This is a genomic window from Mesorhizobium sp. AR07 (genome assembly GCF_024746815.1).
Taxonomy (GTDB): Bacteria; Pseudomonadota; Alphaproteobacteria; order Rhizobiales; family Rhizobiaceae; genus Mesorhizobium.
This window is the reverse complement of the sequence record NZ_CP080525.1, coordinates 2,260,134-2,280,382: the sequence shown is the minus strand read 5'-3', so window position 1 is coordinate 2,280,382 and position 20,249 is coordinate 2,260,134. Positions and strand designations below refer to the sequence as shown.

15 protein-coding genes are annotated in these 20,249 nt (G+C 61.4%); 6 read left to right on the top strand and 9 right to left on the bottom strand.

The window, feature by feature from the left end; all coding sequences use genetic code 11:
• Nucleotides 1-3: 3 nt before the first annotated feature.
• From BPNPMPFG_RS11560 to BPNPMPFG_RS11545, 4 genes are all read right to left on the bottom strand, one after another.
• Entirely contained in the window at nt 4-291 is a 288-nt protein-coding gene (locus BPNPMPFG_RS11560; protein WP_258595463.1) for an ATP-binding cassette domain-containing protein, read from the bottom strand.
• Nucleotides 288-1,982, bottom strand: coding sequence for an ABC transporter permease (locus BPNPMPFG_RS11555; protein WP_258595462.1), 1,695 nt, complete (start codon nt 1,980-1,982; stop codon nt 288-290). Before BPNPMPFG_RS11555 ends, BPNPMPFG_RS11560 begins: the two co-directional genes overlap by 4 nt.
• Before the next feature lie 148 nt (nt 1,983-2,130).
• Nucleotides 2,131-3,090 carry an ABC transporter substrate-binding protein gene (locus tag BPNPMPFG_RS11550; protein WP_258595461.1) on the bottom strand — a complete coding sequence of 320 codons (960 nt, stop codon included), beginning with the start codon at nt 3,088-3,090 and terminating at the stop codon, nt 2,131-2,133.
• A gap of 41 nt (nt 3,091-3,131) precedes the next feature.
• On the bottom strand, nt 3,132-3,371 hold the full coding sequence (locus BPNPMPFG_RS11545; protein ID WP_258595460.1) for a hypothetical protein: 240 nt from the start codon (nt 3,369-3,371) through the stop codon (nt 3,132-3,134).
• Between the two features lie 162 nt (nt 3,372-3,533).
• Between BPNPMPFG_RS11545 and BPNPMPFG_RS11540 the strand changes: the two genes are divergently transcribed.
• From BPNPMPFG_RS11540 to BPNPMPFG_RS11530, 3 genes are all read left to right on the top strand, one after another.
• Entirely contained in the window at nt 3,534-4,706 is a 1,173-nt protein-coding gene (locus BPNPMPFG_RS11540) for an alpha-D-ribose 1-methylphosphonate 5-triphosphate diphosphatase (protein WP_258595458.1), read from the top strand.
• The gene (gene phnF, locus BPNPMPFG_RS11535) at nt 4,703-5,488 is read left to right on the top strand and encodes a phosphonate metabolism transcriptional regulator PhnF (protein WP_258595456.1); all 786 of its coding nucleotides are present in this window, start codon (nt 4,703-4,705) and stop codon (nt 5,486-5,488) included. Before BPNPMPFG_RS11540 ends, phnF begins: the two co-directional genes overlap by 4 nt.
• A gap of 338 nt (nt 5,489-5,826) precedes the next feature.
• Complete coding sequence (locus BPNPMPFG_RS11530; RefSeq protein WP_258595454.1) at nt 5,827-7,101, top strand: MFS transporter; 1,275 nt, start codon at nt 5,827-5,829, stop codon at nt 7,099-7,101.
• A gap of 179 nt (nt 7,102-7,280) precedes the next feature.
• Here the strand turns inward: BPNPMPFG_RS11530 and BPNPMPFG_RS11525 are convergent, their stop codons facing one another.
• Entirely contained in the window at nt 7,281-8,663 is a 1,383-nt protein-coding gene (locus tag BPNPMPFG_RS11525) for a sensor histidine kinase (protein WP_258595452.1), read from the bottom strand.
• On the bottom strand, nt 8,650-9,333 hold the full coding sequence (locus tag BPNPMPFG_RS11520; protein WP_258589733.1) for a response regulator transcription factor: 684 nt from the start codon (nt 9,331-9,333) through the stop codon (nt 8,650-8,652). Before BPNPMPFG_RS11520 ends, BPNPMPFG_RS11525 begins: the two co-directional genes overlap by 14 nt.
• A gap of 375 nt (nt 9,334-9,708) precedes the next feature.
• Between BPNPMPFG_RS11520 and BPNPMPFG_RS11515 the strand changes: the two genes are divergently transcribed.
• The 3 genes from BPNPMPFG_RS11515 (at nt 9,709) to BPNPMPFG_RS11505 (ending at nt 14,965) form a co-directional block, all read left to right on the top strand.
• Entirely contained in the window at nt 9,709-10,389 is a 681-nt protein-coding gene (locus BPNPMPFG_RS11515) for a response regulator transcription factor (RefSeq protein ID WP_258595450.1), read from the top strand.
• Between the two features lie 240 nt (nt 10,390-10,629).
• A complete protein-coding gene (locus tag BPNPMPFG_RS11510; protein WP_258595448.1) occupies nt 10,630-11,856 on the top strand; it encodes an efflux RND transporter periplasmic adaptor subunit in 1,227 nt (408 codons plus the stop codon).
• 1 nt (nt 11,857) lies between these two features.
• Nucleotides 11,858-14,965 (top strand): efflux RND transporter permease subunit, encoded by a 3,108-nt coding sequence (locus BPNPMPFG_RS11505; protein WP_258595446.1) that lies wholly within the window; start codon nt 11,858-11,860, stop codon nt 14,963-14,965.
• Between the two features lie 448 nt (nt 14,966-15,413).
• Here the strand turns inward: BPNPMPFG_RS11505 and BPNPMPFG_RS11500 are convergent, their stop codons facing one another.
• The 3 genes from BPNPMPFG_RS11500 to mprF all read right to left on the bottom strand — a co-directional run bounded on the left by BPNPMPFG_RS11500 (nt 15,414) and on the right by mprF (nt 20,170).
• Entirely contained in the window at nt 15,414-15,584 is a 171-nt protein-coding gene (locus BPNPMPFG_RS11500) for a hypothetical protein (protein ID WP_258597105.1), read from the bottom strand.
• A 555-nt stretch (nt 15,585-16,139) separates the two neighbouring features.
• Nucleotides 16,140-17,507 carry a virulence factor family protein gene (locus tag BPNPMPFG_RS11495; protein ID WP_258595444.1) on the bottom strand — a complete coding sequence of 456 codons (1,368 nt, stop codon included), beginning with the start codon at nt 17,505-17,507 and terminating at the stop codon, nt 16,140-16,142.
• A gap of 17 nt (nt 17,508-17,524) precedes the next feature.
• The gene (mprF, locus tag BPNPMPFG_RS11490) at nt 17,525-20,170 is read right to left on the bottom strand and encodes a bifunctional lysylphosphatidylglycerol flippase/synthetase MprF (protein ID WP_258595442.1); all 2,646 of its coding nucleotides are present in this window, start codon (nt 20,168-20,170) and stop codon (nt 17,525-17,527) included.
• Nucleotides 20,171-20,249 lie beyond the last annotated feature (79 nt).

Sequence of the window (20,249 nt, the reverse complement as noted above, 5' to 3'; positions counted from 1 at the left end):
CCATTAGCCTCGTGATAAAATCCCAGCCACGGAGGATCGGAGACGGGAGGGTCGCTCCTCGGAAGGAACCGCAGCGTTCGGACTCCAGATGGTACGGCCGTCGAGTGTGATTTGCCCCTGATCAGGATCGGTAAGACCTGAAATGACGCGCAGCAGGGTGGTCTTCCCTGAGCCACTCGCCCCAAGGAGCGAAACAACCTCGCCTGCGTTGACGCTCAGGCTCAGATTATCGAGCACAGGACGACCGCCAAGCGACTTCGAAATGCCCGCGCATCTAAGGGAAGCGGTCATGATGAGCTTATCCTGGAGGAGGCAGGTGTTGGCATGACGGCGGATGCCACGCCACGCCGCGGCACAAACCTCTTGGCAAACAGCCAGATGATGCCGGCGCCACCCCCGGCCGCAAGCATGCTCAAGAGCGACAGCGCCGAGCCAAGGCCGTCCTGGTCGTGACTGAAGAGATGGGTCACCATTGGCGGTACCGGTGGGCCGTTCACTGGAACCAGCATTTGTGAGATCGGAAGTTCGAACATCGTGCGGATGAAAGTGAACAGGAATGCCGTCACCACGCTCAGCAGCACCAACGGCAGCGTGATCCGCAACAGCCGTCGCGTGGCGCCGACCCCATGGAGTTTGGCGGCTTCCCCGAGGCTTGGCGACAACTGGCCGATTGCTCCCATTATGATGACCAGGCAGTAGGGCAGGGCGGCGGCGATATAACCGGTCACCATCAGCGAAGCGTCGCCATAGTGTGGAAACGGCCAATTCTGGAAGCCCGGCAGCCGGTTCCACATCAGAATATAACCGAAGCCCAGCACAATGCCTGGGATGGCAACGGCTCCCAACGAAAGGCCGAGCACCAGCGGTCTCAAGATGCCTCTCGACCGGTCGAGTTCGGCCGCGAGTATCAGCGCACCCCCGCAAGTGATCACCGCGGCAATACCCGCATAGGCGAGGCTGCGAAGAAGCGCGCCGTCGGTATCGGTGCCGAAGGAAAGCGCGGTCAGCACGTTCGCGGCTGTAAAATTTCCAAACGTCAATCCTGCAGCGAGGGTGCGGGAAAAGGCGCGCGCGGCGATCGCCGCGACCGGGAGGAACAGGGCGAGGAGGGAAATCGCCAATGCGGCGATCGCGGCTGGCCAACGCCAGAGGCCGAGATCATAGATGCGCCCATTTTTTGAGCGGCCAGAGATCAGTCGCGGGTCGACACGGCGCCGCAACAATCGGTCGACCATTACGACGCCGACAACAAGCAGCAACAAAATCAGGGCCAGCACGCCGGCCATGGGGAAATCGACGGGATAGTCGCTCGCGGCGGCGTAGATGCCATAGGTGAGGACGCCGAAGTTCGAGACCCGCGCGATGGTCGAGGCCATGCCGAAATCCGACAGCACCTCGGCGAAGATTGTAATCAGGCTGAGGGCGATGGCCGGCATCAAGAGCGGCCCGTTGATATGAAGCCATATCCGCAGCGGCCGCACGCCCGCCATGCGCGCGGCGTCCTCGTATTCGCTACCCAGTCCGGCAAGTGCCGCTCCGATGACGAACGTAGCAAGCGGAAAAAGGATGAGAGTCTGTACGAAAACGAGACCTGGCAAGGCGAAGAATGTATGGATGAACTGGGTCGACAGAATGCCCCATTGCGCCAGATAGCCGCCGGGCGAGATCAGCAGCACCCAAGCCAGCGCCTTTAGATAGGAGGGGGTGAGAAAGACCAGCCATGGCACTGCCGAAATAAACCGCCGCGCCGGAATGTTGCAGCGCCGCGCCAGCAAGGCAAAGGCGCCGCCCAGCAGCGTGGCGGTCAGCGCGGTCGTTGCTGCCAGCTCCAGCGAATTGACGACAGCGTTGCCGACCCGCGATGATCCAAACGCCTTTTCCAGCGGACCGAGGCTCAGCGCCATGTCAGGTGCGTTGACGTCGAACAAGCCCGGCATCACGGCCTGCACCAGCACCAACAGCAATGGCAGTCCAAGTAACATGGCGAAAACGGCGTAGATGATAAGCGGAAGGACACCGACGCGCGCGATCGCGCTCCTTACGAAGGCGCCGATCTGCCTTTCGCTAGAGCCACGGACTCTCGCCGTGGCTCCCAATTGCTGTTCGTGTGACATGCTCAAGCTGACAAGGTCACTGGACGAAGGTGTCCTTGTACCAGGTCTTCCATTCGGTCTCGTGAGACGAGGCGAGCTTGTCGTCGAGGACGACGAACGGGATGTCGATCTTCCTGCCCGGCTTGGCACTGACGCCCTGGATGATCGGGATAAAGAAGAAGTCGGTGTCGTCGCCATTCATCATGGCAGCCTGACCTTCTGGGCTGGTCATGAAGGCGACGAACTTTTTGATCGCGTCCCTGTGCTTGGTCTTGGCACCGATGCCGATGCTGGCAGGCAGCGCGACAGAACCTTCGGTCGGGTAGATGGCGATGACCGGTTCGCCGCTCGCTATCTTCGCGAAAATCGAGCTGTCCTGATTGATGCCAACCTTGGCGTCGCCGGTGAGAACCGACTTGTCGACCGGGCCGCCGCTCGGAAAGCCAGCTAGAGCCTTGTTGGTGAGGATCTTGGCCAGCATAGCCTTGCCGGCATCGACGCCCTCGGTCTGGAACACGCCGGCGAGCCACTGATACATAGGCCCCGACATATTGGGGTCCTTCGAGGCGACACTGCCAGCGAACTTTTCGAGATCGGCCCACGACTTCGGTAGCTGGTCGGCCGGGACCTTCTTGGTGTTGACTTCGATCGCCGTCGTGCTGGCGCCGGTCGGCACGAAGGCACGACTGGCCGGAATGAGCGACTTGCCAAGATCGTTGAACTTGATCGAGTCAAAAAGCGCGGCCGGGACCGGCTGTAGCACGTGGTTCTCCATCATGCGTTCCATGACGGCGGAGCCGTCCACCCACACGATGTCGAACTGCGGATTGTCGCCTTCGGCTGCGATTTTCCCCAGCGTCTCGCCGGTGCCGCCTGGCTCCACGACATCAACGGTGACGCCAGTCTTCGCGGTAAAGGCCTTCGCCGCCGTCGCGGCGAAATCGAGCGCATCATACATGATCAGATCAGCGGCCATGACCGGTGAGGTCAGTAGCATTGTAGTAATACCCAATGTAATTCCGATACTTGCACGAGATCTCATGGTTTAACTTTCCATATCTTGAGGCGGTAGCTGTGTATTTGGTTTACTCTGAGATTTACGTCTTCGGGTTCCCCGTTTTGTCCACAATTTGTCGAGGCGCCGCGCAGGGCGCTCAATCGATCGAGATTATCGACCGCCGCCTCGCGGCGCCGACTTGCGAGTCCAATGATCGTCGCCTCGATCAGCACCATCGTGCCGCCATGCATGGCTAGGTGGTCGGCTTTGTCGCGCGGCACCCGGAGCCATTCGGCGATCTGGTCGTGCGACGGTGCGGATCATCATTTTCTTTTGCTGTATAGACAGGAAGCTGTTACCGGCTTACCCGTATACACAGCAGATGACGTGTTCGTGACACTTTGCCCGCACCTCCCGGCAGCCTCTACTTTTTGAGGAATACAATGAACTGGCAGATCCAAGGTGGCCGCGTCCTTACCGATCGGAGACTTGCAACAGGAAACCTGAGCGTCACGGGCGGGATTCTGACAGAGGTCCGAGCCGACCACGCCCCCGTGATCGATGCCGATGGCCTATTCGTGCTTCCAGGAATCGTCGATATCCACGGCGACGGCTTCGAGCGACAAATCATGCCGCGGCCAGGCGTTCGCTTCGACACCGCGCTGGCGCTAAAAGATACCGACCGCCAGCTTGTCGCCAATGGCGTAACCACGGCCTTTTATGGTGTCACGGTATCATGGGAGCCCGGACTTCGCTCACTCGAGGCCGCCGAACGACTGATCGGCGTGCTGTGCAATATTCGCGACACGCTTGCCTGCGATACGCGTCTGCATCTGCGCTGGGAGACCTTCGCGCTTGATCAAATGGCGCAGGTCATCAAGTGGCTCTCGCTCGTCCCGCGACCGATCATCGCTCTCAATGATCATACGACCGGCTCGGTATTGAAGGGCGCGAGCGCGCGTAAGATTGGCCAGATGGCGGAACGGTCCAGTTTGAGCCGGGAGGAATATATGACGTTGCTCGATCGGGTTTGGTCCCGCCGGGACGACGTGGCGATCGCGATCGAGACGCTGGCCGCGACCGCGCGGGCCAACGGCAATGTGCTTCTCGCCCATGACGAAGCGTCGCCCGCGGAGCGTACCCATTTCCGCGCGCTCGGCGCAAAGGCCTCTGAATTTCCGCTGACACTCGAAACAGCGAAGGCCGCACGGCAAATGGGTGAGGATGTGATCCTCGGCGCACCCAACGTCGTACGTGGCGGCAGCCACAATGGTGCGCTCGATGCCACCGATGCCGTCAGAGCCGGGCTCTGTACGGTGCTGACCAGCGATTACCATTATCCTTCGCCGCTACATGCGGCCTTCAGACTGTCTTCGCCTGGCGCGAGCGATTTCCCCTCGATCTGGGACCTGGTCTCGGCAAATCCGGCCCGGGTCGCCGGTCTCGAAGATCGCGGATCGCTTGTTGCCGGCCGCCGGGCGGATCTGGTTCTCGTCGATGCCCAAGATCCGGCACATCCGCATGTGGTGGCCACCATGGTTCATGGAAGGATTGTCTATTCCTCCGGACTTCTCCAGCGTAGACTGCCTGTCGGCACGCCGATCGCCGCTGAATGAACCAGGGCCCGAAAATTCCAACACGATACGAGCGCGGCGGCGATGGCCTTCTGGCATTTGACGGACTGGTCTTCCGCCCACGCCGCGACACGCCAATCTGGCAGCAGATCTACGATCACATCTTCGGTCTGATTGAGAACGGTTTTCTTTCGCCGGGTAGCCAGCTTCCCGGCGAAACCCATCTGGCGGAGAAACTCGCGGTCACCCGCATCACGCTTCGCCGGGCGCTGCAGCAGTTGCAGCATGAGGGTCACCTCACCGCTCGCAAGGGCGTCGGCATCTTCGTGCGCAACCTACCCTCCACGTTCACGGTTCGCGAAGGCCGGCGATTTCTCGACAATCTCGCAGCCCCCGGCCAGGAAATCGGCACCCAGACACTGCTGATTGTCCGGGAACCGGCTGGACCGGCCGTGGCGGAACGGCTGCGCCTCGCACTTGATACCGCTATTATCCGGCTATGCCGGATCAGAACCGCCGGTCAGCAGCCGGTTTACGTCAATACCAAGGTCTTTCCAGCCCACCTCTTTCCCGACTTCGAGCAGACATACGACGTGTGCCAGTCGGTCACCGATGTTTTCCAAGCGCATGGGATCGATAACTACCGGCGGATCGAGACGCGCATTAGTGGCGGCTTTGCATCCCCCGATGAGGCGGAAATCCTGCGGCTGACGCCTGGAACACCAGTCTTCCGCATCAACTCCGTTAACGAGGACGGCAATGGCGTACCAATTGAATGGACCCGCGGTTGCTGGCCACTGACCTCCGTCGAATTTGTGTTCTGATTCTGGCGCATTGGTTTCAACGACATCGTTACTGGCGGCAACGGATATTTCCGCGCCGCGTGGGTCCTGATCCATGCGCGGGAATCGGAACGCCGATCGCAGATAAGCTGAGCGCGCTAGCAAGCGCGCTAGACCGAGCTCGAAATCAGGCTGCATTGCCGGCAGCTCGGGATGGGAAAGCGCCTCGAATAGGGGCGTTGAGTGGGCTGTTGCGGAGCCTTGTGGATTGACACGCACGGCTAGAGGATACAAACGTCAAGTAGGGGTTCATCCGCGACGACCCCGTGAGGCGTTAGCCGAATGTTCGCGTCCAGGCTCTCTTTTTTGAGGTGGACGCCATGCCATCATCCCTTGCTGCGAAGAAAACGACGGATATCCGAGATCCGAAACGAAGATTTGCGCTGCTGCCTTCCGGCGCCGGGCCGGCGGCTTCCTACCTGCTGGCCTCAAAGGGACTGCGGGCGTTTGGCGATGGACTCGTCAGTCTTTTGCTTCCCGCCTATCTGGCGGCGCTCGGCTTCAACGCCTTCGAGATCGGGATCTTCGCCACAGCCACGCTTTCGGGATCGGCCGCGCTCACGCTGGGTGTCGGGGCCGTCGCACACCGTTTCTCGCCCCGCTCCCTGCTCATCGCGGCAGCAGGCCTGATGGTTCTCACCGGACTTGCCTTCACGCTCGTCCAGGATTTCTGGCCGCTGCTCCTGGTCGCTTTCGTCGGGACGTTGAACCCATCCTCCGGCGATGTAAGCGTGTTTCTGCCACTGGAGCATACGCAGCTCGCGCACAGTGTCACCGATCGCGACCGTACCGCGCTGTTTGCCCGCTACAGCGTTGTCGGTTCCCTCATCGGAGCTGTCGGCGCTCTGGCGGCCGGCGCACCCGACATCCTCCGACAACTTGTCGGCCTGGAGATCAAGCAGGCCCTCCAGCTCGCATTCCTGCTCTATGCCTTCCTTGGGGTCGGATCGCTGCTCCTGTATAGGAGGCTGCCAGATGAATCGATCGACGAAAGTGCGGCGCCGGCGGAGCCCTTGCGCAAGTCTCGAACCATCGTCCTCACGCTGGCCGCACTCTTCAGCCTGGACGCATTTGCCGGCGGTCTTGTGGTACAGTCCTTGCTGGCACTGTGGCTTTATCAAACCTTTGGCCTTTCGCTCGCCACTGCGGGCGCAATTTTCTTCTGCACGGGCGTGCTTTCAGCCGTGTCATATTTGGTGGCTGTTCAAATCTCCAAGCGGATCGGGCTGGTGAACACGATGGTGTTCACCCACCTGCCATCGAGTCTTTGCCTGCTGCTCATTCCCTTCATGCAAAGCCTCGCTCCGGTGATCGTCCTTCTGCTGATCCGGAGCGCTCTGTCGCAGATTGACGTACCGACCCGCACCTCCTACGTGATGGCGGTGGTTACGCCCGGTGAGCGAGCTGCCGCTGCGGGCGTCACCGCAGTCCCACGCAGTCTCGCCTCGGCGGCCAGTCCGATGCTCGCCGGCTCGCTGCTTGCGGTTTCGGGTTTCGGCTGGCCGCTGCTTATCGCTGGCACCTTGAAGATCGTCTATGACATCCTTCTGCTCGCGACGTTCCGCAAGATTCGGCCGCCGGAGGAACGTGAATGACATGAATGGTCCCCTTTATGCCCGCTTGAAGATGGCCGGCAAGGTTACAGTTGTCGCGGCCGAGATCAACGCGCTCATGAGCAGGGTGAGCAAACGGCAAACCGTTTCTGGAAACCCTGTGTGATGCCAGGAAGCCGTTTGTCGACAGCGGAATGTGGTTCCGAAAAAGCGACAAGGAGTTAAAAATCGGAGATCTCTAAGGGCGACACCTTCTCGGATCGGTTGCGGGTCAAGGCTATCCGGCAACCAGGCGGTCCTTCGATCGCCATTTCCATGTCGTGCAAGCGCGCGATCGCGGCCACCAGGCTGAGGCCTAGGCCGTTGCCGGGTTCGTGGCGGCTCGGCTCCGCGCGGTAGAACCGCTTCAGAACCATGGTCCGGTCGGCCTCGGAAATGCCCGGGCCGGTGTCGCTGACAGAGACGACGTCGGCCGCGTCGTTGCGGACAAGCCGGACCTCGACGGAGCCGCCTGCCGGCGTGAATTTGATCGCATTGTCGATCAGGTTGGCGAAAGCCTCGAAAAGCAGGCTCGGGTCACCGCGCGAGGGTCTGGCGGGCTCGCCATCGAAACAGGATCTGAGCGTGATGTTCTTGTCCTCGGCAAGCGGCTCGTAGAACTCGACGGCATCGGTGACGATGGCGCCAAGGTCGACGTCGATGAAGCCGGCCCGCCGCGCGCCGTCCTCGATTTCGGAAATGCGCAACAGCGCGCCGAAGGTCTTCAAGATGCCTTGCGTTTCGGCAATCGCCTCGTCGACGCTTTCGGCGTAGTCGGCAGTGGATGACGACCGTCTTCGCGAACGGTCGAGACCGGCAAGCAGGCGGGTCAGCGGCGTGCGCATTTCATGAGCGATGTTGTCGCAGACGCCTTTCACCTCGTTCATCAGCCGCTGCAATTCGTCCAACATCTCGTTGACTACGGCGACAAGCCGCCCGACGTCTCCGCTGCCTCGCGTCGGCAGGCGGCCGGAGAGGTCGCCCTTGACGATGCTGCGGGTCGCCTTGGTGATGTCGTCCAGTTGCCGGACGGCACCGGCGCCGATCAGGATCGCTCCAACCAATCCCAGAACCGTCGTCACGCCGCCGGCGAGCAACATTGCGCCGAGCAGGACGTCGCCGAATTCGTTCAATTCGTCGACGCTTTGCGCAACTAGTAGGGTTTGGCCTGTCGGCAATCGCCAGGTCAGCCCACGAAAGGGCGCCATGGGAAGATGGCTTCCGTGGCCGAACTCGAACGGCGCGGTGGCATTGTCATGTCCGGCGGGGAAGAGTAGCGGGTTGCCGGCGAGGACCTTGCCGGTCGCATCGTAAAGGGTAATCGGCCGCTCGGTGGTGGCGTCGTCGCGCTGGCGGTTGTCCAGCCTCTGCGCCAGCGCGGTCGCATCGAGACGCGATAGCACCTTCCCCTCACGCTGCACCCACTCGTCGACCCTGTTCGAGAGAAAGCCCTTCACTTCCCATGAAATGAAAGCGAAAAGTGTCAGCGACGCCAGGCCGAACAAAGCCAGGAACGCGATCGCCAGCCTGAAGCTGGTTGTCCTGGAGAGGTCAGCCAGCCGCATTGAGGACGTAACCCGAGCCGCGCACCGTCTGGATGACCGACGGCTCGCCGGCCGTGTCGATCTTGCGCCGCAGCTTGCTGACATGCACATCGATGAGATTGGTCGGCTCGTCGTAGCGGTAGTGCCAGATCTCCTCGAACAACATGGTGCGCGTCACCACCTGTCCGGCATTGCGGACAAGATATTCCAGGAGCCGGTATTCCCTCGGCAACAGGTCGACGAGCTGCCCGTGACGTCGAACGGTGTGCGTCAGAAGGTCCACCTCCAGCGGGCCGGCCCGCAGCACGGATTCGGTTATCGGTGCATTGCGCCGGCGAAGCAGGACATCCAGCCTTGCCGTCAGCTCAAGGAAATCGAAAGGCTTGGTCAAATAGTCATCGCCGCCGGCCTTCAGCCCGCGAACGCGTTCGTCGACGGCCGTCAAGGCGCTGAGGATCAGCACCGGCGCATGGATGCCAGCTGCACGCAGCGCCGCCAGCACGCCCAGTCCGTCGAGGTCGCCTGGCAGCATGCGATCGAGAACGATGGCATCGTAGGGATCGCTGATCGCTTTCACGAGACCATCACGACCCGTGAAGGCAGTCCGCGTCTCATATCCATAGTCGACAAGCGCCGCCTCGATTTCGCGCGAGGTCTGCACATCGTCCTCTATCACCAGTATGGTTGTCACACTGCACTCCGACGGCGGGCAAGATCATGCCGCTGCTTGCATATGGTATTCCTTATAGATGCATCCGACCTAGATCGGTTTCGCGCCAACATTAAATCGGATTCATGTTTGGCTCTGCAAAGACACCCGGCGAAAGGTCTACAGCAGCGACGAACTGGCGATGGCAAGAACCGCCACTGGCGGCCGCCGCGAGCACAAATCTGGTCATCGCTGCCTTCCGCGCCTATGTTTTTGCGGGAGATGCTAATCCGGTCGGTGCCTTTGGCGTCAGCCTGACCCTGCGAAGCTCTGTATGTCCATACAGACCCTGTGGTCCGGCAATTTCGCCGCACTATGAGATCGGGTTCATCTTCCGGCGGCGAGAATGACGGTCCGATGCGCATCCTTATTGTCGAAGACGATGAAAAGACGGCGAGTTACCTAAAGCGCGGGCTTTCGGAAGCCGGCCATGTCGTCGACCGCGCCCGCGACGGCGCGACGGGCCTGGCCATGGCGTTGGAAGATATCTACGACGTTCTGGTCCTCGACAGGATGCTTCCGCAGATGGACGGCATCGAATTGGTCAAAGGCATCCGCGCCCATGGCAATCAGGTGCCGGCGTTGATGTTGAGCGCCCGCGCCAGCACGCAAGACAGGATCGAAGGCTTGCAGGCGGGATGCGACGATTACATCGCTAAGCCCTATGCCTTCTCGGAGATACTGGCGCGGCTCGACGCGCTAGCAAGGCGCGTCCAGCCGACACGGCGGCAAGCGGTGCTGAAGGTCGGCGACCTGGAGCTTGATGTGCTTGGCCGGCGCGCGGTGCGCGGCGCGCGCCACATCGATCTCCAGTACCGGGAATTCCTGTTGCTGGAGCTGCTGATGCGCCATGCCGGGCAGATCGTGACGCGTTCGATGCTGCTCGAAACGGCGTGGCCCTATGATTTCGAACCGCGCGGCAACATCGTCGACATGCATATCCACCGCTTGCGCGGCAAGGTGGATGAGGGGTTCGCCGCCCCGCTGATCCATACGGTGCCGGGCTCGGGCTATGTCCTCGGTCCGCAGCGGTCCTAGTGCATTTTCCTACCTGAACGATATTTCATGTTCGGGCGAATGGCCCGACATGAACGCGACCCCATGGTGATTGTGCAATGCAGCATTTGCATTGCGCTGCCTGTCGAGAAGCGGGACGCCGGCCCGAAAATCCTCTCCAGTTCGAAGGGTGCCGCATTTTCGATGTGGGCACGGCGTCGAAACAGAGAAATGCCAGCCGTCTCTTCCGCCGCAACGGCAGTCGAACCCATGGAGACCCCTGTGCGCGACGACCCTGAAAACCAAGACACCCAGACAGATGGCGACCAGACGACAGGCAGTCAGACGCCCTCTCCCAGTACGGTACGGTGGCTGGCGCTCGGCGCGATCCTTGTGGTGGCGGCAGGCGCGGGAGCCCTGACGCTCCGTCAGGGCGACACCGCGCCACTTGCCAAGATCGCCGCAGCGCCGATTCCGGTCACTGCGGCCTTTGCCTCGGTGCGCGACCTGCCGATCGCGCGGACGGGGCTCGGCACCGTGCTTCCGCTGAACCAGGTCGACGTCAAGGCCAGGGTCGACGGCCAGATACAGCGCATCTTCTTCAGCGAAGGACAGGAGGTGAAGGCGGGCGATGTCCTTGCCCAGCTTGATCCGCGCGCCTATGCCGCGCAGCTCGCGCAGGCGCAGGCAACATTGCAGAAGGATGTCGCGCAACTCGCCAATGCGCGCGCCGACGAGGGGCGGGCGACGAAGTTGACCCAGTCCGGCGCGGGGACAACGCAGGCCGCCGATACGGCCCGCGCACAGGTAGCGGTCATGCAGGCGACGGTCGATGGCGACCAGGCCGCGGTCGATACCGCCAAGCTCAATCTCAGCTATGCGACGATCGCCGCGCCGATCTCCGGGCGCGCCGGCCTGAAACAGGTCAACGAAGGCGCGCTGGTCCATGCCAATGATGCCACCGGCATCGTGACCATCACACAGATCCGGCCGATCTCCGTGCAGTTCTCGCTGCCCCAGGACGATCTGCCGGATCTTCTGAGCGGGCAACACAGCGCGCCGCTGCCGGTGGCCATCGATACCCGAGATCGCTCAAAGCATCTGGCCGACGGGAATCTGACAGTCATCGACAGTCAGGTCGATACCACGACCGGCATGGTCAAGCTGAAAGCAGAGTTCGACAATCAGGACCAGACGCTGTGGCCGGGCGAACTGGTCACGGCGCAGGTCACGGAGCGAATTGATCGGAACGCGCTGGTGGTGCCGTCGATCGCCGTTCAGAGTGGCCAGAAAGGGCCGTATATCTTCGTCGTCACGCCGAACAACACGGTGAAGGTCGCCCAGGTGACGGTCGGGCAGACGGTCGGCGATGTGACGGCGCTGCGATCGGGTGTCGCCGAGGGCGACAACATCGTGGTGTCTGGGCAGTCACGCCTGGCTGATGGCACGAGCATGCAGGTGACGCAAATCGGCGGCGCACAGCAGAACGTCGTGTCGGAGGCGCAGTAAAATGGGTATCTCGGAACTCTTCATCCGTCGGCGGGTCGGTACGTGTCTGCTCGCAGCCGGCCTGATCATGCTGGGCACGGTGGCATATTTCAAACTGCCAGTCGCGCCGCTCCCGCAGGTCGATTTCCCGACAATCCAGATATCGGCCAACCTTCCGGGCGCCAGCGCTGAAACGATGGCATCCGCCGTCGCGACGCCGCTTGAGAATTCACTGTCCACGAACGTATCCGGCGTCACCCAAATGACATCGAGCAGCTCTTCGGGACGCACGTCGATCACCATGCAGTTCGATCTTTCGCGCGATATCAATGCCGCTTCGCAGGATGTGCAGGCGGCGATCTCGGCCGCCGCGGGAGCACTGCCGAAGAACCTCCCCAGTCCACCGACGTTCCACAAAAGCAACCCTGCCGAAGCGACGCTGCTGACGCTCTCGCTGAGCTCGGACCTCGTCTCGATGACCGAGATCGATCACTATGCCGAGGATGTCATCGCACAGCAGGTGTCGCAGATGTCCGGCGTTGGCCTTGTGGATTTCCACGGGCCGCAACGCCCTTCCGTCCGCATCCGTCTCGATCCCGACAAGGTTGCCGCGCGCGGTCTGACGCTGGAGGATGTGCGCACCGTCATCGGCCAGCAGACGGTCAACGCGCCGAAGGGGTCGCTCAGTGACGCCAGCCGCACCATCGTGCTCGACGCCACCGATCAGCTCATCGACGCGCCGGCTTATCGCGGCATGGTCGTCGCCTACCGCAACGGTGCGCCGATCCTGTTGAGCGACCTCGGCACAGTAATCACCGCACCCGAGGACACCCATCAAGCGGCTTGGCTGAAGGGTACGCGCGCCGTGATGATCGACATTCACAAGCAGGCGGGGTTCAACGTCTTAAGTACGATTCAGGCGATCAAGGATCGGTTGCCGGCGCTGTCCGCGGGGCTTCCGGCCGCGGTCAAACTCGACGTGGTTGGCGATCGCACACAGACCATCCAAGCCTCGGTGGACGACGTCCAATATACGATGCTGATCACCATCGCTCTGGTGGTCGGTGTGATCTTCGTGTTCCTGCGCAATTTCTGGGCGACGATCATCCCGAGCATCACCATTCCGCTGTCTCTGCTCGGCACTTTCAGTGTGATGTATCTGCTTGGCTATAGCCTCGACAATCTGTCGCTGATGGGCCTCGTCATCGCGGTCGGCTTCGTCGTGGACGACGCGATCGTTGTCATCGAAAACGTCATGCGCCACCTCGAAATGGGAAAGTCGAAGATCCAGGCCGCTATCGACGGGTCGCGTGAAGTGACGTTCACGATCATCTCTATGACGATCTCGCTGATCGCCGTCTTCATCCCCATCCTGCTCATGGGCGGCGTCGTCGGCCGCCTGTTCCGCGAATTCGCGGTGACAGTTAGCATCGCGATCCTAATGTCCGGAGTGACGTCGCTCACGGTTACGCCGATGCTGTGCGCGTGGCTGATCAAGCACGATCACGACAAGCCGCGTGGCCGGCTCTATCAGTGGTCCGAACGGGGCTTCAATGCTGTCACGAGCGGCTACGGTCGCTGCCTCGACATCGTAATCCGGCACCGGATACCGACGCTCCTCGTCACGGTCGTGGTCCTGGCCGCGACGCTTTGGCTCTACACGATTACGCCGAAGGGCTTCCTGCCGCAGCAGGACACCGGATTTATCCAGGGACAGGCACAGGCCGCGACCGATATCTCCTTCGACGCGATGTCAGTGAAGATGCAGCAACTGGGCGGCATCATCCAGAAGGATCCGGACGTCGCGAGCACCTCGTATTGGATCAATCCCAGTCCCTCGTCGAGCATTGGGCAGTTGCAGATCGAGCTGAAGCCATTCGCGGTCCGCAAAGCGAACGCGGCACAGGTCATGGCGAGGATCAAGAAATCCACCTCGAACATCGAGGGGCTGACGGTGGGCATGCAGATCCGCCAGGACATCCAGGTCGGTGGCCGTTCGTCGGCGTCGCAGTACCAGTACACGCTGCAGAGCGGCGATACGACCGAGCTCGACAAATGGGCAACCACCATGCAGAAGGCCATGGCCGCTCTGCCCGGCATTATGGACGTGACGTCCGACAAGCAGAAAGGCGCCACCAGCGCGACCTTGAACATAGATCGGCCGACCGCGGCGCGCCTCGGCGTCTCCGTGCAGGCGATCGACGACATTCTCTATGACGCGTTCGGGCAGCGTCAGGTGGCGACGCTGTTCACGCAGGTCAGCCAGTATCATGTGGTGCAGGAGCTCGATCCGCGCTTTCAGCTGAATACGGATGCGCTGAAGCACCTCTATGTGCTCTCGACGACGACGCAGAAGCTCATTCCCTTGAGCATGCTAGGGAGCGTGCAGAATGGCGTGCTGCCGGTGACGATCAACCATCAGGGCTCGCTACCCGCCATCACGCTGTCGTTCAACCTGGCGCCCGGCGTGTCGCTCAGTGATGCTGTGACGGCGATCCATGGTGCCGAATTGAAAGCGGGCATGCCTGCCACAATCACCGGCACCTTCCAGGGCACGGCTCAGGCTTTCCAGGATTCGCTGGCAAGCCAGCCCTATTTGATCCTGGCGGCGGTGATCGCGGTGTATATCGTGCTAGGCGTGCTCTATGAAAGCGCGATCCATCCGCTGACGATCATCTCGACGCTTCCATCCGCCGGTCTTGGCGCGTTGCTGGCGTTGATGCTGTTCGGACAGGATCTCTCGATCATGGGCATGATCGGCATCATCCTGTTGATCGGCATCGTCAAGAAGAACGCGATCATGATGATCGACTTCGCGCTGGAGGCGGAGCGCGAACAGGGGCTCAGCCCGACTGAGTCGATCCGGCAGGCATGCCTGATGCGTTTCCGGCCGATCATGATGACGACGCTTGCAGCGCTGCTTGGCGCCTTGCCGCTGGCGCTTGGCCATGGCCCCGGCGCCGAACTTCGCGTGCCGCTGGGAATAGCGATTGTCGGCGGGCTGGTGATCTCGCAGATCCTGACCCTGTTCACGACGCCGGTCATCTACCTGACCTTCGACCGGTTCGTCGGCCGGCGAAGAAAGCCCGCGGTCGGGACGGCAGCTCCAATCCAAATTGCCCTCGAATGATGCTGCGCGCGATGTGGCTGCATGCTGCACTCTAGTGGATTAATTGGCGGAATCAGGCGGCGAGGACACGCGAGCGATACTCGGCATTGTTCGGTTTCACTTGCTCAATCGAAGCTCACCCGGTTCGCCTCCGAATACGAGAACATACGAAGTATATGGCCGGGCGAACCACCCACTAACTGATTGTTTTTGTTTAATAGACGATGCCCCTCATGGCCCACAATTATCGTTACTTATCAACTGCTTAGCAGTATAATTTAACTTGGTTAGCCAAGTCGAGACTGGCGAACCTCCGTGGATCCTGTTGAATTCATTGAATTATGGTGGGCTTCCGAGGACTGCGTGGTCTTGCGATACGCGAGTGACAATTTGAATGCGGCGGCACGGCCTACCTCGCTGCAATCATTTCGATATCGGCGGTGAATCGGCCGGATGGCGGATGGTCGGGTTACCGGTCTGCCGACTCCAGTTCCTCAGTGACCACGAAGGGGTCGGCCAGCTTGCCGGCTCCCGATGCTGAGGTAATCCGGAATCCTCCGAGATCGTCAGAAAACGAATAGGCGCCTGCGTTGAAGATAACGAGGGCGATGTGGTCAATTCGATGATTTTCTCCGGCCACGCCATTGTGGTCCAGGCCGGCTCTCCTGGGCCAAGGGGGTGGCATTCGGATGGTTGAATGTCCTTGCGCACTGGCCACAGACCAAAGCGATGGCGCCGACGCGCGAGCATCTCATAACATCGGGCCGCCAATGCCATCTTGTCCGCTTGCGAGACAAGCCCGCGCGCGCAATCGTAATGCAGGTTCGGGACTTGATGATCGCGACACAATGTTGACATCGTAGCGGTGGATGCGCTTCATCCAGACCTCGGCCTTGAACCATCGACCTGGTCGAAAACCTAACCTTGGCATCTACACATCGAGCGCACCGGCATTCGATGACATCAAGTCCGAACCTGTCGCTTGGGTGCCAACAGAATGGACCATCACGGATGTTGTGGAAGTGTGCGGATGAGCGACGAGCCGATCCGCCTGTCGGGAAAGCCCGAGCCCGCCGCGCGACCGGCGAGCACCCCGGCTGCGGCAAGAATGCCGGACGGTGCTTCTCGGCCAGCGGCAATCGACGCCGCAGCTTGTTCACGAAGATCGTTTGAATAGGCTCTTGGCATCCGATGCTCACGACATTCGCGTTCTCATCCTGGCGAGAAGAATTTTTGCCAGCGCGGGGTAGTCCCCGTCGAAATGATGTCCGCCCTTGGTCTTGAGCGTGTCGATCCCTGCGAGCAGGGGGTCGGTGCAAGCCGTGTCCTCTTCGTCCTCGCCATAGACACACAGCACGCGGTCGCGTGGAATTGTGGCAATCGTCGGCGCCACGGAATGGTCGCCTTCGACTCCGAGCCATGTACCGACGGTCACCTGGAATGTGATCGTATGCTGGGTGGCAAGCAGTCCGACGAACCGGATGCGGTCCTTGATCCGGTCCGGCAGCAGAGCCCAGGCAAACGGAAAAGTGTCTGCACCGAACGAATAACCGTAGACCGCGACAGGCAATTTGCCCGTCGGGTCCGCGTGATCGATGATCGATACCGTGTCGTCGGCGATTTCCCGGGGCGTGCGTTTTGACCAGAAGTAGCGCAGCGAATCGACGCCGACGACATGAACACCGTGCTTGCCCATTTCGTCGCCGACCGACTTGTCGAGGTCCCGCCAGCCGCCATCGCCTGAAAAGAACAGCGCAAGCGCGTATGGCTTGGAGCTGGCGGGAATATCGACGGTTGGCAGATCATTTGACGATGCGTCCCTGGCGGCAATAGCCAGCACGGCGTCAACCGTCGCGTCGAAGCGGCCTGATGTACTGTCGGCTACGACTGCTTTTGCCCTCATCACGTTGTCGGACGGCTGATTGGAAATTCCCAAAAGCGGGGCGGCCGAGACCAGTGTCGCCGGCGACGGCAATTCCGCGTCAAGCGCATAGGTGAAGCCGCCGGACGGGTCTGGTGCCGTCGCTGCGCCCGGGCATGTCGGCAGCGGCGTGACCAAGGCCCTGGCCGGATCGAGCGCGACCGCGCCGGCAAGGGTTGCTGCAGGTGCATCCGCCACCGCTGCGTAGGCGAGTGTCCCTCCTTCGCCGATGCCAGCAACCACCGGATGAAAGTAGCTGCCGCCGCCGATGGCGCGAATGGCCTCTTTGGACAGGCTCTCCAGATCGGAGCCGAGATACATGCATTCGCCATCGGCCAGATTGAGCTTTTGGCGATATTTTTCGAGATCGACCGGCAGCACGATCAGACCCTTGTCGACCAGCGCATTCGCCAGATCGCGGTCGCGTTGGCCGATACCGCCTTTTTGCGAGAACAGGATGGCCAATCCCGTCGGATCCTGCTGCGGCATCATGACCGGGATGTCGACCAGCCGCTCGGCGGATACGCGGATGGGGAGCGGCATGTTTTCGTAGGCCCGCGCCCGGTTGAAATGAAGCACAAGGCCGAATCCAACGGCCAAGGCCAGAACTGCCACGGCCAGTTTCGTGGAATTCTTCGTCATTTGCGCAAAGTTCTTCGTCATTTGCGGATGAGTTCCAGCCGACCACCGCTGATCAGGGCCGTGACATCGAAAAGGGAACGTATGGTGTCGAGCCCGGGCGGGCAGATGAAATAATGCGGGGTCCAGACCGGATCGAACTTGTCCTTGAATGCCTTCAGCCCGTCGAAGCGATAAAGATTCTGGCCACGCCTGTAGAGGAACGATCCGAACCGGTTCCAACGCGAGGCGAGCCGGCTGGCGGACAGGCCGGACAGGGGGGCCGCGCCAAGATTGAACCAGCAGTAGCCCTGCGCCTTGCCGTGGAGCAGCAGCCTGGTCAACAGCGCGTCCATGACGATCTTGGGCGCGTCGGGCGCATGGCGCATCAGGTCGACGGTCAGTTCACTCTTGTCGGCGCTCCCCCACAGATTGGCAAAGGCGATGATGCGGCCATGCTGGCGGATGACAGCAATGTCGAATTTGCTCAGATATTCATTGTCGAAATAGCCTAGCGAAAAACCTTTCTCGCTGCCGGCTTTCATATCAAGCCAGGCGTCCGACACCAGTCGCAATTCGCCAAGCAGCGGCGCAACGTCGTTGGCCTTGACGACCTCGAAGACCAGGCCGTCCTTTTCGGCGCGGCGATCGGCATAGCGGAGCGGCTGGCGGCGTGGGCCGTCGAGATTGAACGCCGCCAGGTCGACGCGTGCAACCTCGCCGAGCTTCAGAGCGACCAGGCCCATATCCAGATACATGGGCAGCTGCTGCGGTTGCACGCCATAGAAGGCTGTGCGGACCGCGGAGCGGTCGGCAAGATCGTGAAAGGCCCAGGAGAGCTCGGTGTCACCCTCTTCCGGTCCGATCGGGCCGCCGAGCGCGATAAGGCTGCCGCCCGAGCGCGCATACATGATGAAGCCGCGACCGTCCGGCGACATCAGGAATTGCTTGTCGCCGAGCATTGCCAGCGCAGCATGGGTTACGTTGGAAGAGGCAACGATGGCGCTGACGGCTAGAGGGATTTCCACGCGTTGCTTGCGGTAGATGGCCTTTCGATTGATGGCCGTGTGAAGTGCCGCCGCCGCCGTCGCGATGAGGATCACGATGCTGGCGCGCAGGAAACGTGGCGCGTCACCGTCGACGGCGAACTGCCAGAATAATTGGTTGGAATAGTCGATGTCGCGATAGCTGAAGAAGCCTAGCCAGATCGATATCGCGACGATGCTGATCACGCTGGCCAGCCAGCCCCATGACAGAGGCCCGACGCCCTCGATGGGGCGGCGGTAGAAGGACGTGCGGAAAGCGATCAGGATCGCCGACAGCCCCACGAGGACAATTGCATCCTCCCAGTCGAGGCCCTTGCCGATCGAGAAGACAGCGCCCAGGATGAAGAGGATGAGCGAGGCCGCCCAGGCTTGCTGAAGCCGGCGTGCGAGACCCCGTGCAAGGATCAGCATGGCGACGCCGACGAAGCTCGCGGCGAGATGCGAGACTTCTATGAACGGAAGTGGCAGCAGGTCGGACAAAAGGTCGAGGCGCTCCGTTGCTCCCGGAACCGAGCCCGAGAGCAACAGCATAATGCCGCCCAGGAAGGTCGTGCCGGCAGCCAGCGGCGGGATCAATGGCTCGAGGATGCGTCCCGCGGACCGCATGCGCTGCGAGACATGTGCATGCTTGGCATAGGCTTCGAATGCCAGGACGCTCACGATCGCGACCAGGAACGGCAAAAGCGTATAGATGACGCGGAAGGCGAGCAGCGCGGCTATGGCATCCGGGTTGGTGCCGAGCCCCAGGCCGGCGATCATCGAAGCCTCGAAGGCGCCAAGTCCTCCGGGCGCGTGGCTGGCGATGCCGATGATGGTGGCCACGACAAAGACCAGTGTGAAGACCGCCGGGCTGGTGGTTACGGTCTCGGGCATCAGCACGTAGAGTGTACCCGCTGCGGCGCAGACGTCGACAAGTCCGGCCACGATCTGCGTCAGCGCGCCTCGTGAATTGGGCAGCCTGATCGAGAGTTTGCCGAGCGTGAGCGTGCGTTCGCCGTGCGACAGCCACCCGACCAGGAAAATGATCGAAAGGATCAGCGCGATGCCGAGCGCCAGGTCCATGCGAGGATCGAGCTGGTCGACAAACGGCGTGGGGGCAGGATCGAGCACCAGACCCAAGGCGATCAGCACCGTAAAAGCAAACCAGATCGCCAGCCATGACGTGCCGATGATCCGGCCGATATCGGACAAGGCAATGCCTTCGCCGGCATAAATGCGATAGCGCAGCATTCCGCCGGTCAGCAGCGAAAAGCCGAGCGCATTGGAGATGGCGTAACCGGCGGCACCGACGGACGCCGACAAAAGTTTGGGGATGCGGCCAGGCGCGATCGTCTCAACGGCCACGACATCGTAGAAGGCAACGGCCGCAAAACTCACGGCCGTCAGCGCAAGTGCGATCATAAGGTGCTTGCCGGGGATGTTTCTCGCCGACTCCAACACATGGTCGAGCGAAAGGTCGCTCAAGAATCGCTGCAGCACGACCACGGTGATGGCCGCGATCACCATGCCCGCGACGGGCAGGGCAAAATGCTGATAGCGCGCCCACCAGCTAAGTTGCTGCAAGTCCGCGTCGCGCGCAGCCAGCGGATCCACTTCGGGATAAAAGTCGGTCGGATGGGGGAACGCAGGCTTCGGTATCATATGCACAAAAGTCCTTGGTCTTGTTTCCTTCGCCATCAGGTCGAAATGGATTGCAGGCTAGCCACACCGGAAAGCGACC

Coding starts and splice junctions, on each gene's coding strand:
- BPNPMPFG_RS11560 (WP_258595463.1), bottom strand. CDS start 291: ATGACCGCTTCCCTTAGATGCGCGGGCATTTCGAAGTCGCTTGGCGGT.
- BPNPMPFG_RS11555 (WP_258595462.1), bottom strand. CDS start 1,982: ATGTTACTTGGACTGCCATTGCTGTTGGTGCTGGTGCAGGCCGTGATG.
- BPNPMPFG_RS11550 (WP_258595461.1), bottom strand. CDS start 3,090: ATGCTACTGACCTCACCGGTCATGGCCGCTGATCTGATCATGTATGAT.
- BPNPMPFG_RS11540 (WP_258595458.1), top strand. CDS start 3,534: ATGAACTGGCAGATCCAAGGTGGCCGCGTCCTTACCGATCGGAGACTT.
- phnF (WP_258595456.1), top strand. CDS start 4,703: ATGAACCAGGGCCCGAAAATTCCAACACGATACGAGCGCGGCGGCGAT.
- BPNPMPFG_RS11530 (WP_258595454.1), top strand. CDS start 5,827: ATGCCATCATCCCTTGCTGCGAAGAAAACGACGGATATCCGAGATCCG.
- BPNPMPFG_RS11525 (WP_258595452.1), bottom strand. CDS start 8,663: ATGCGGCTGGCTGACCTCTCCAGGACAACCAGCTTCAGGCTGGCGATC.
- BPNPMPFG_RS11515 (WP_258595450.1), top strand. CDS start 9,709: ATGCGCATCCTTATTGTCGAAGACGATGAAAAGACGGCGAGTTACCTA.
- BPNPMPFG_RS11505 (WP_258595446.1), top strand. CDS start 11,858: ATGGGTATCTCGGAACTCTTCATCCGTCGGCGGGTCGGTACGTGTCTG.
- BPNPMPFG_RS11495 (WP_258595444.1), bottom strand. CDS start 17,507: ATGACGAAGAATTCCACGAAACTGGCCGTGGCAGTTCTGGCCTTGGCC.
- mprF (WP_258595442.1), bottom strand. CDS start 20,170: ATGATACCGAAGCCTGCGTTCCCCCATCCGACCGACTTTTATCCCGAA.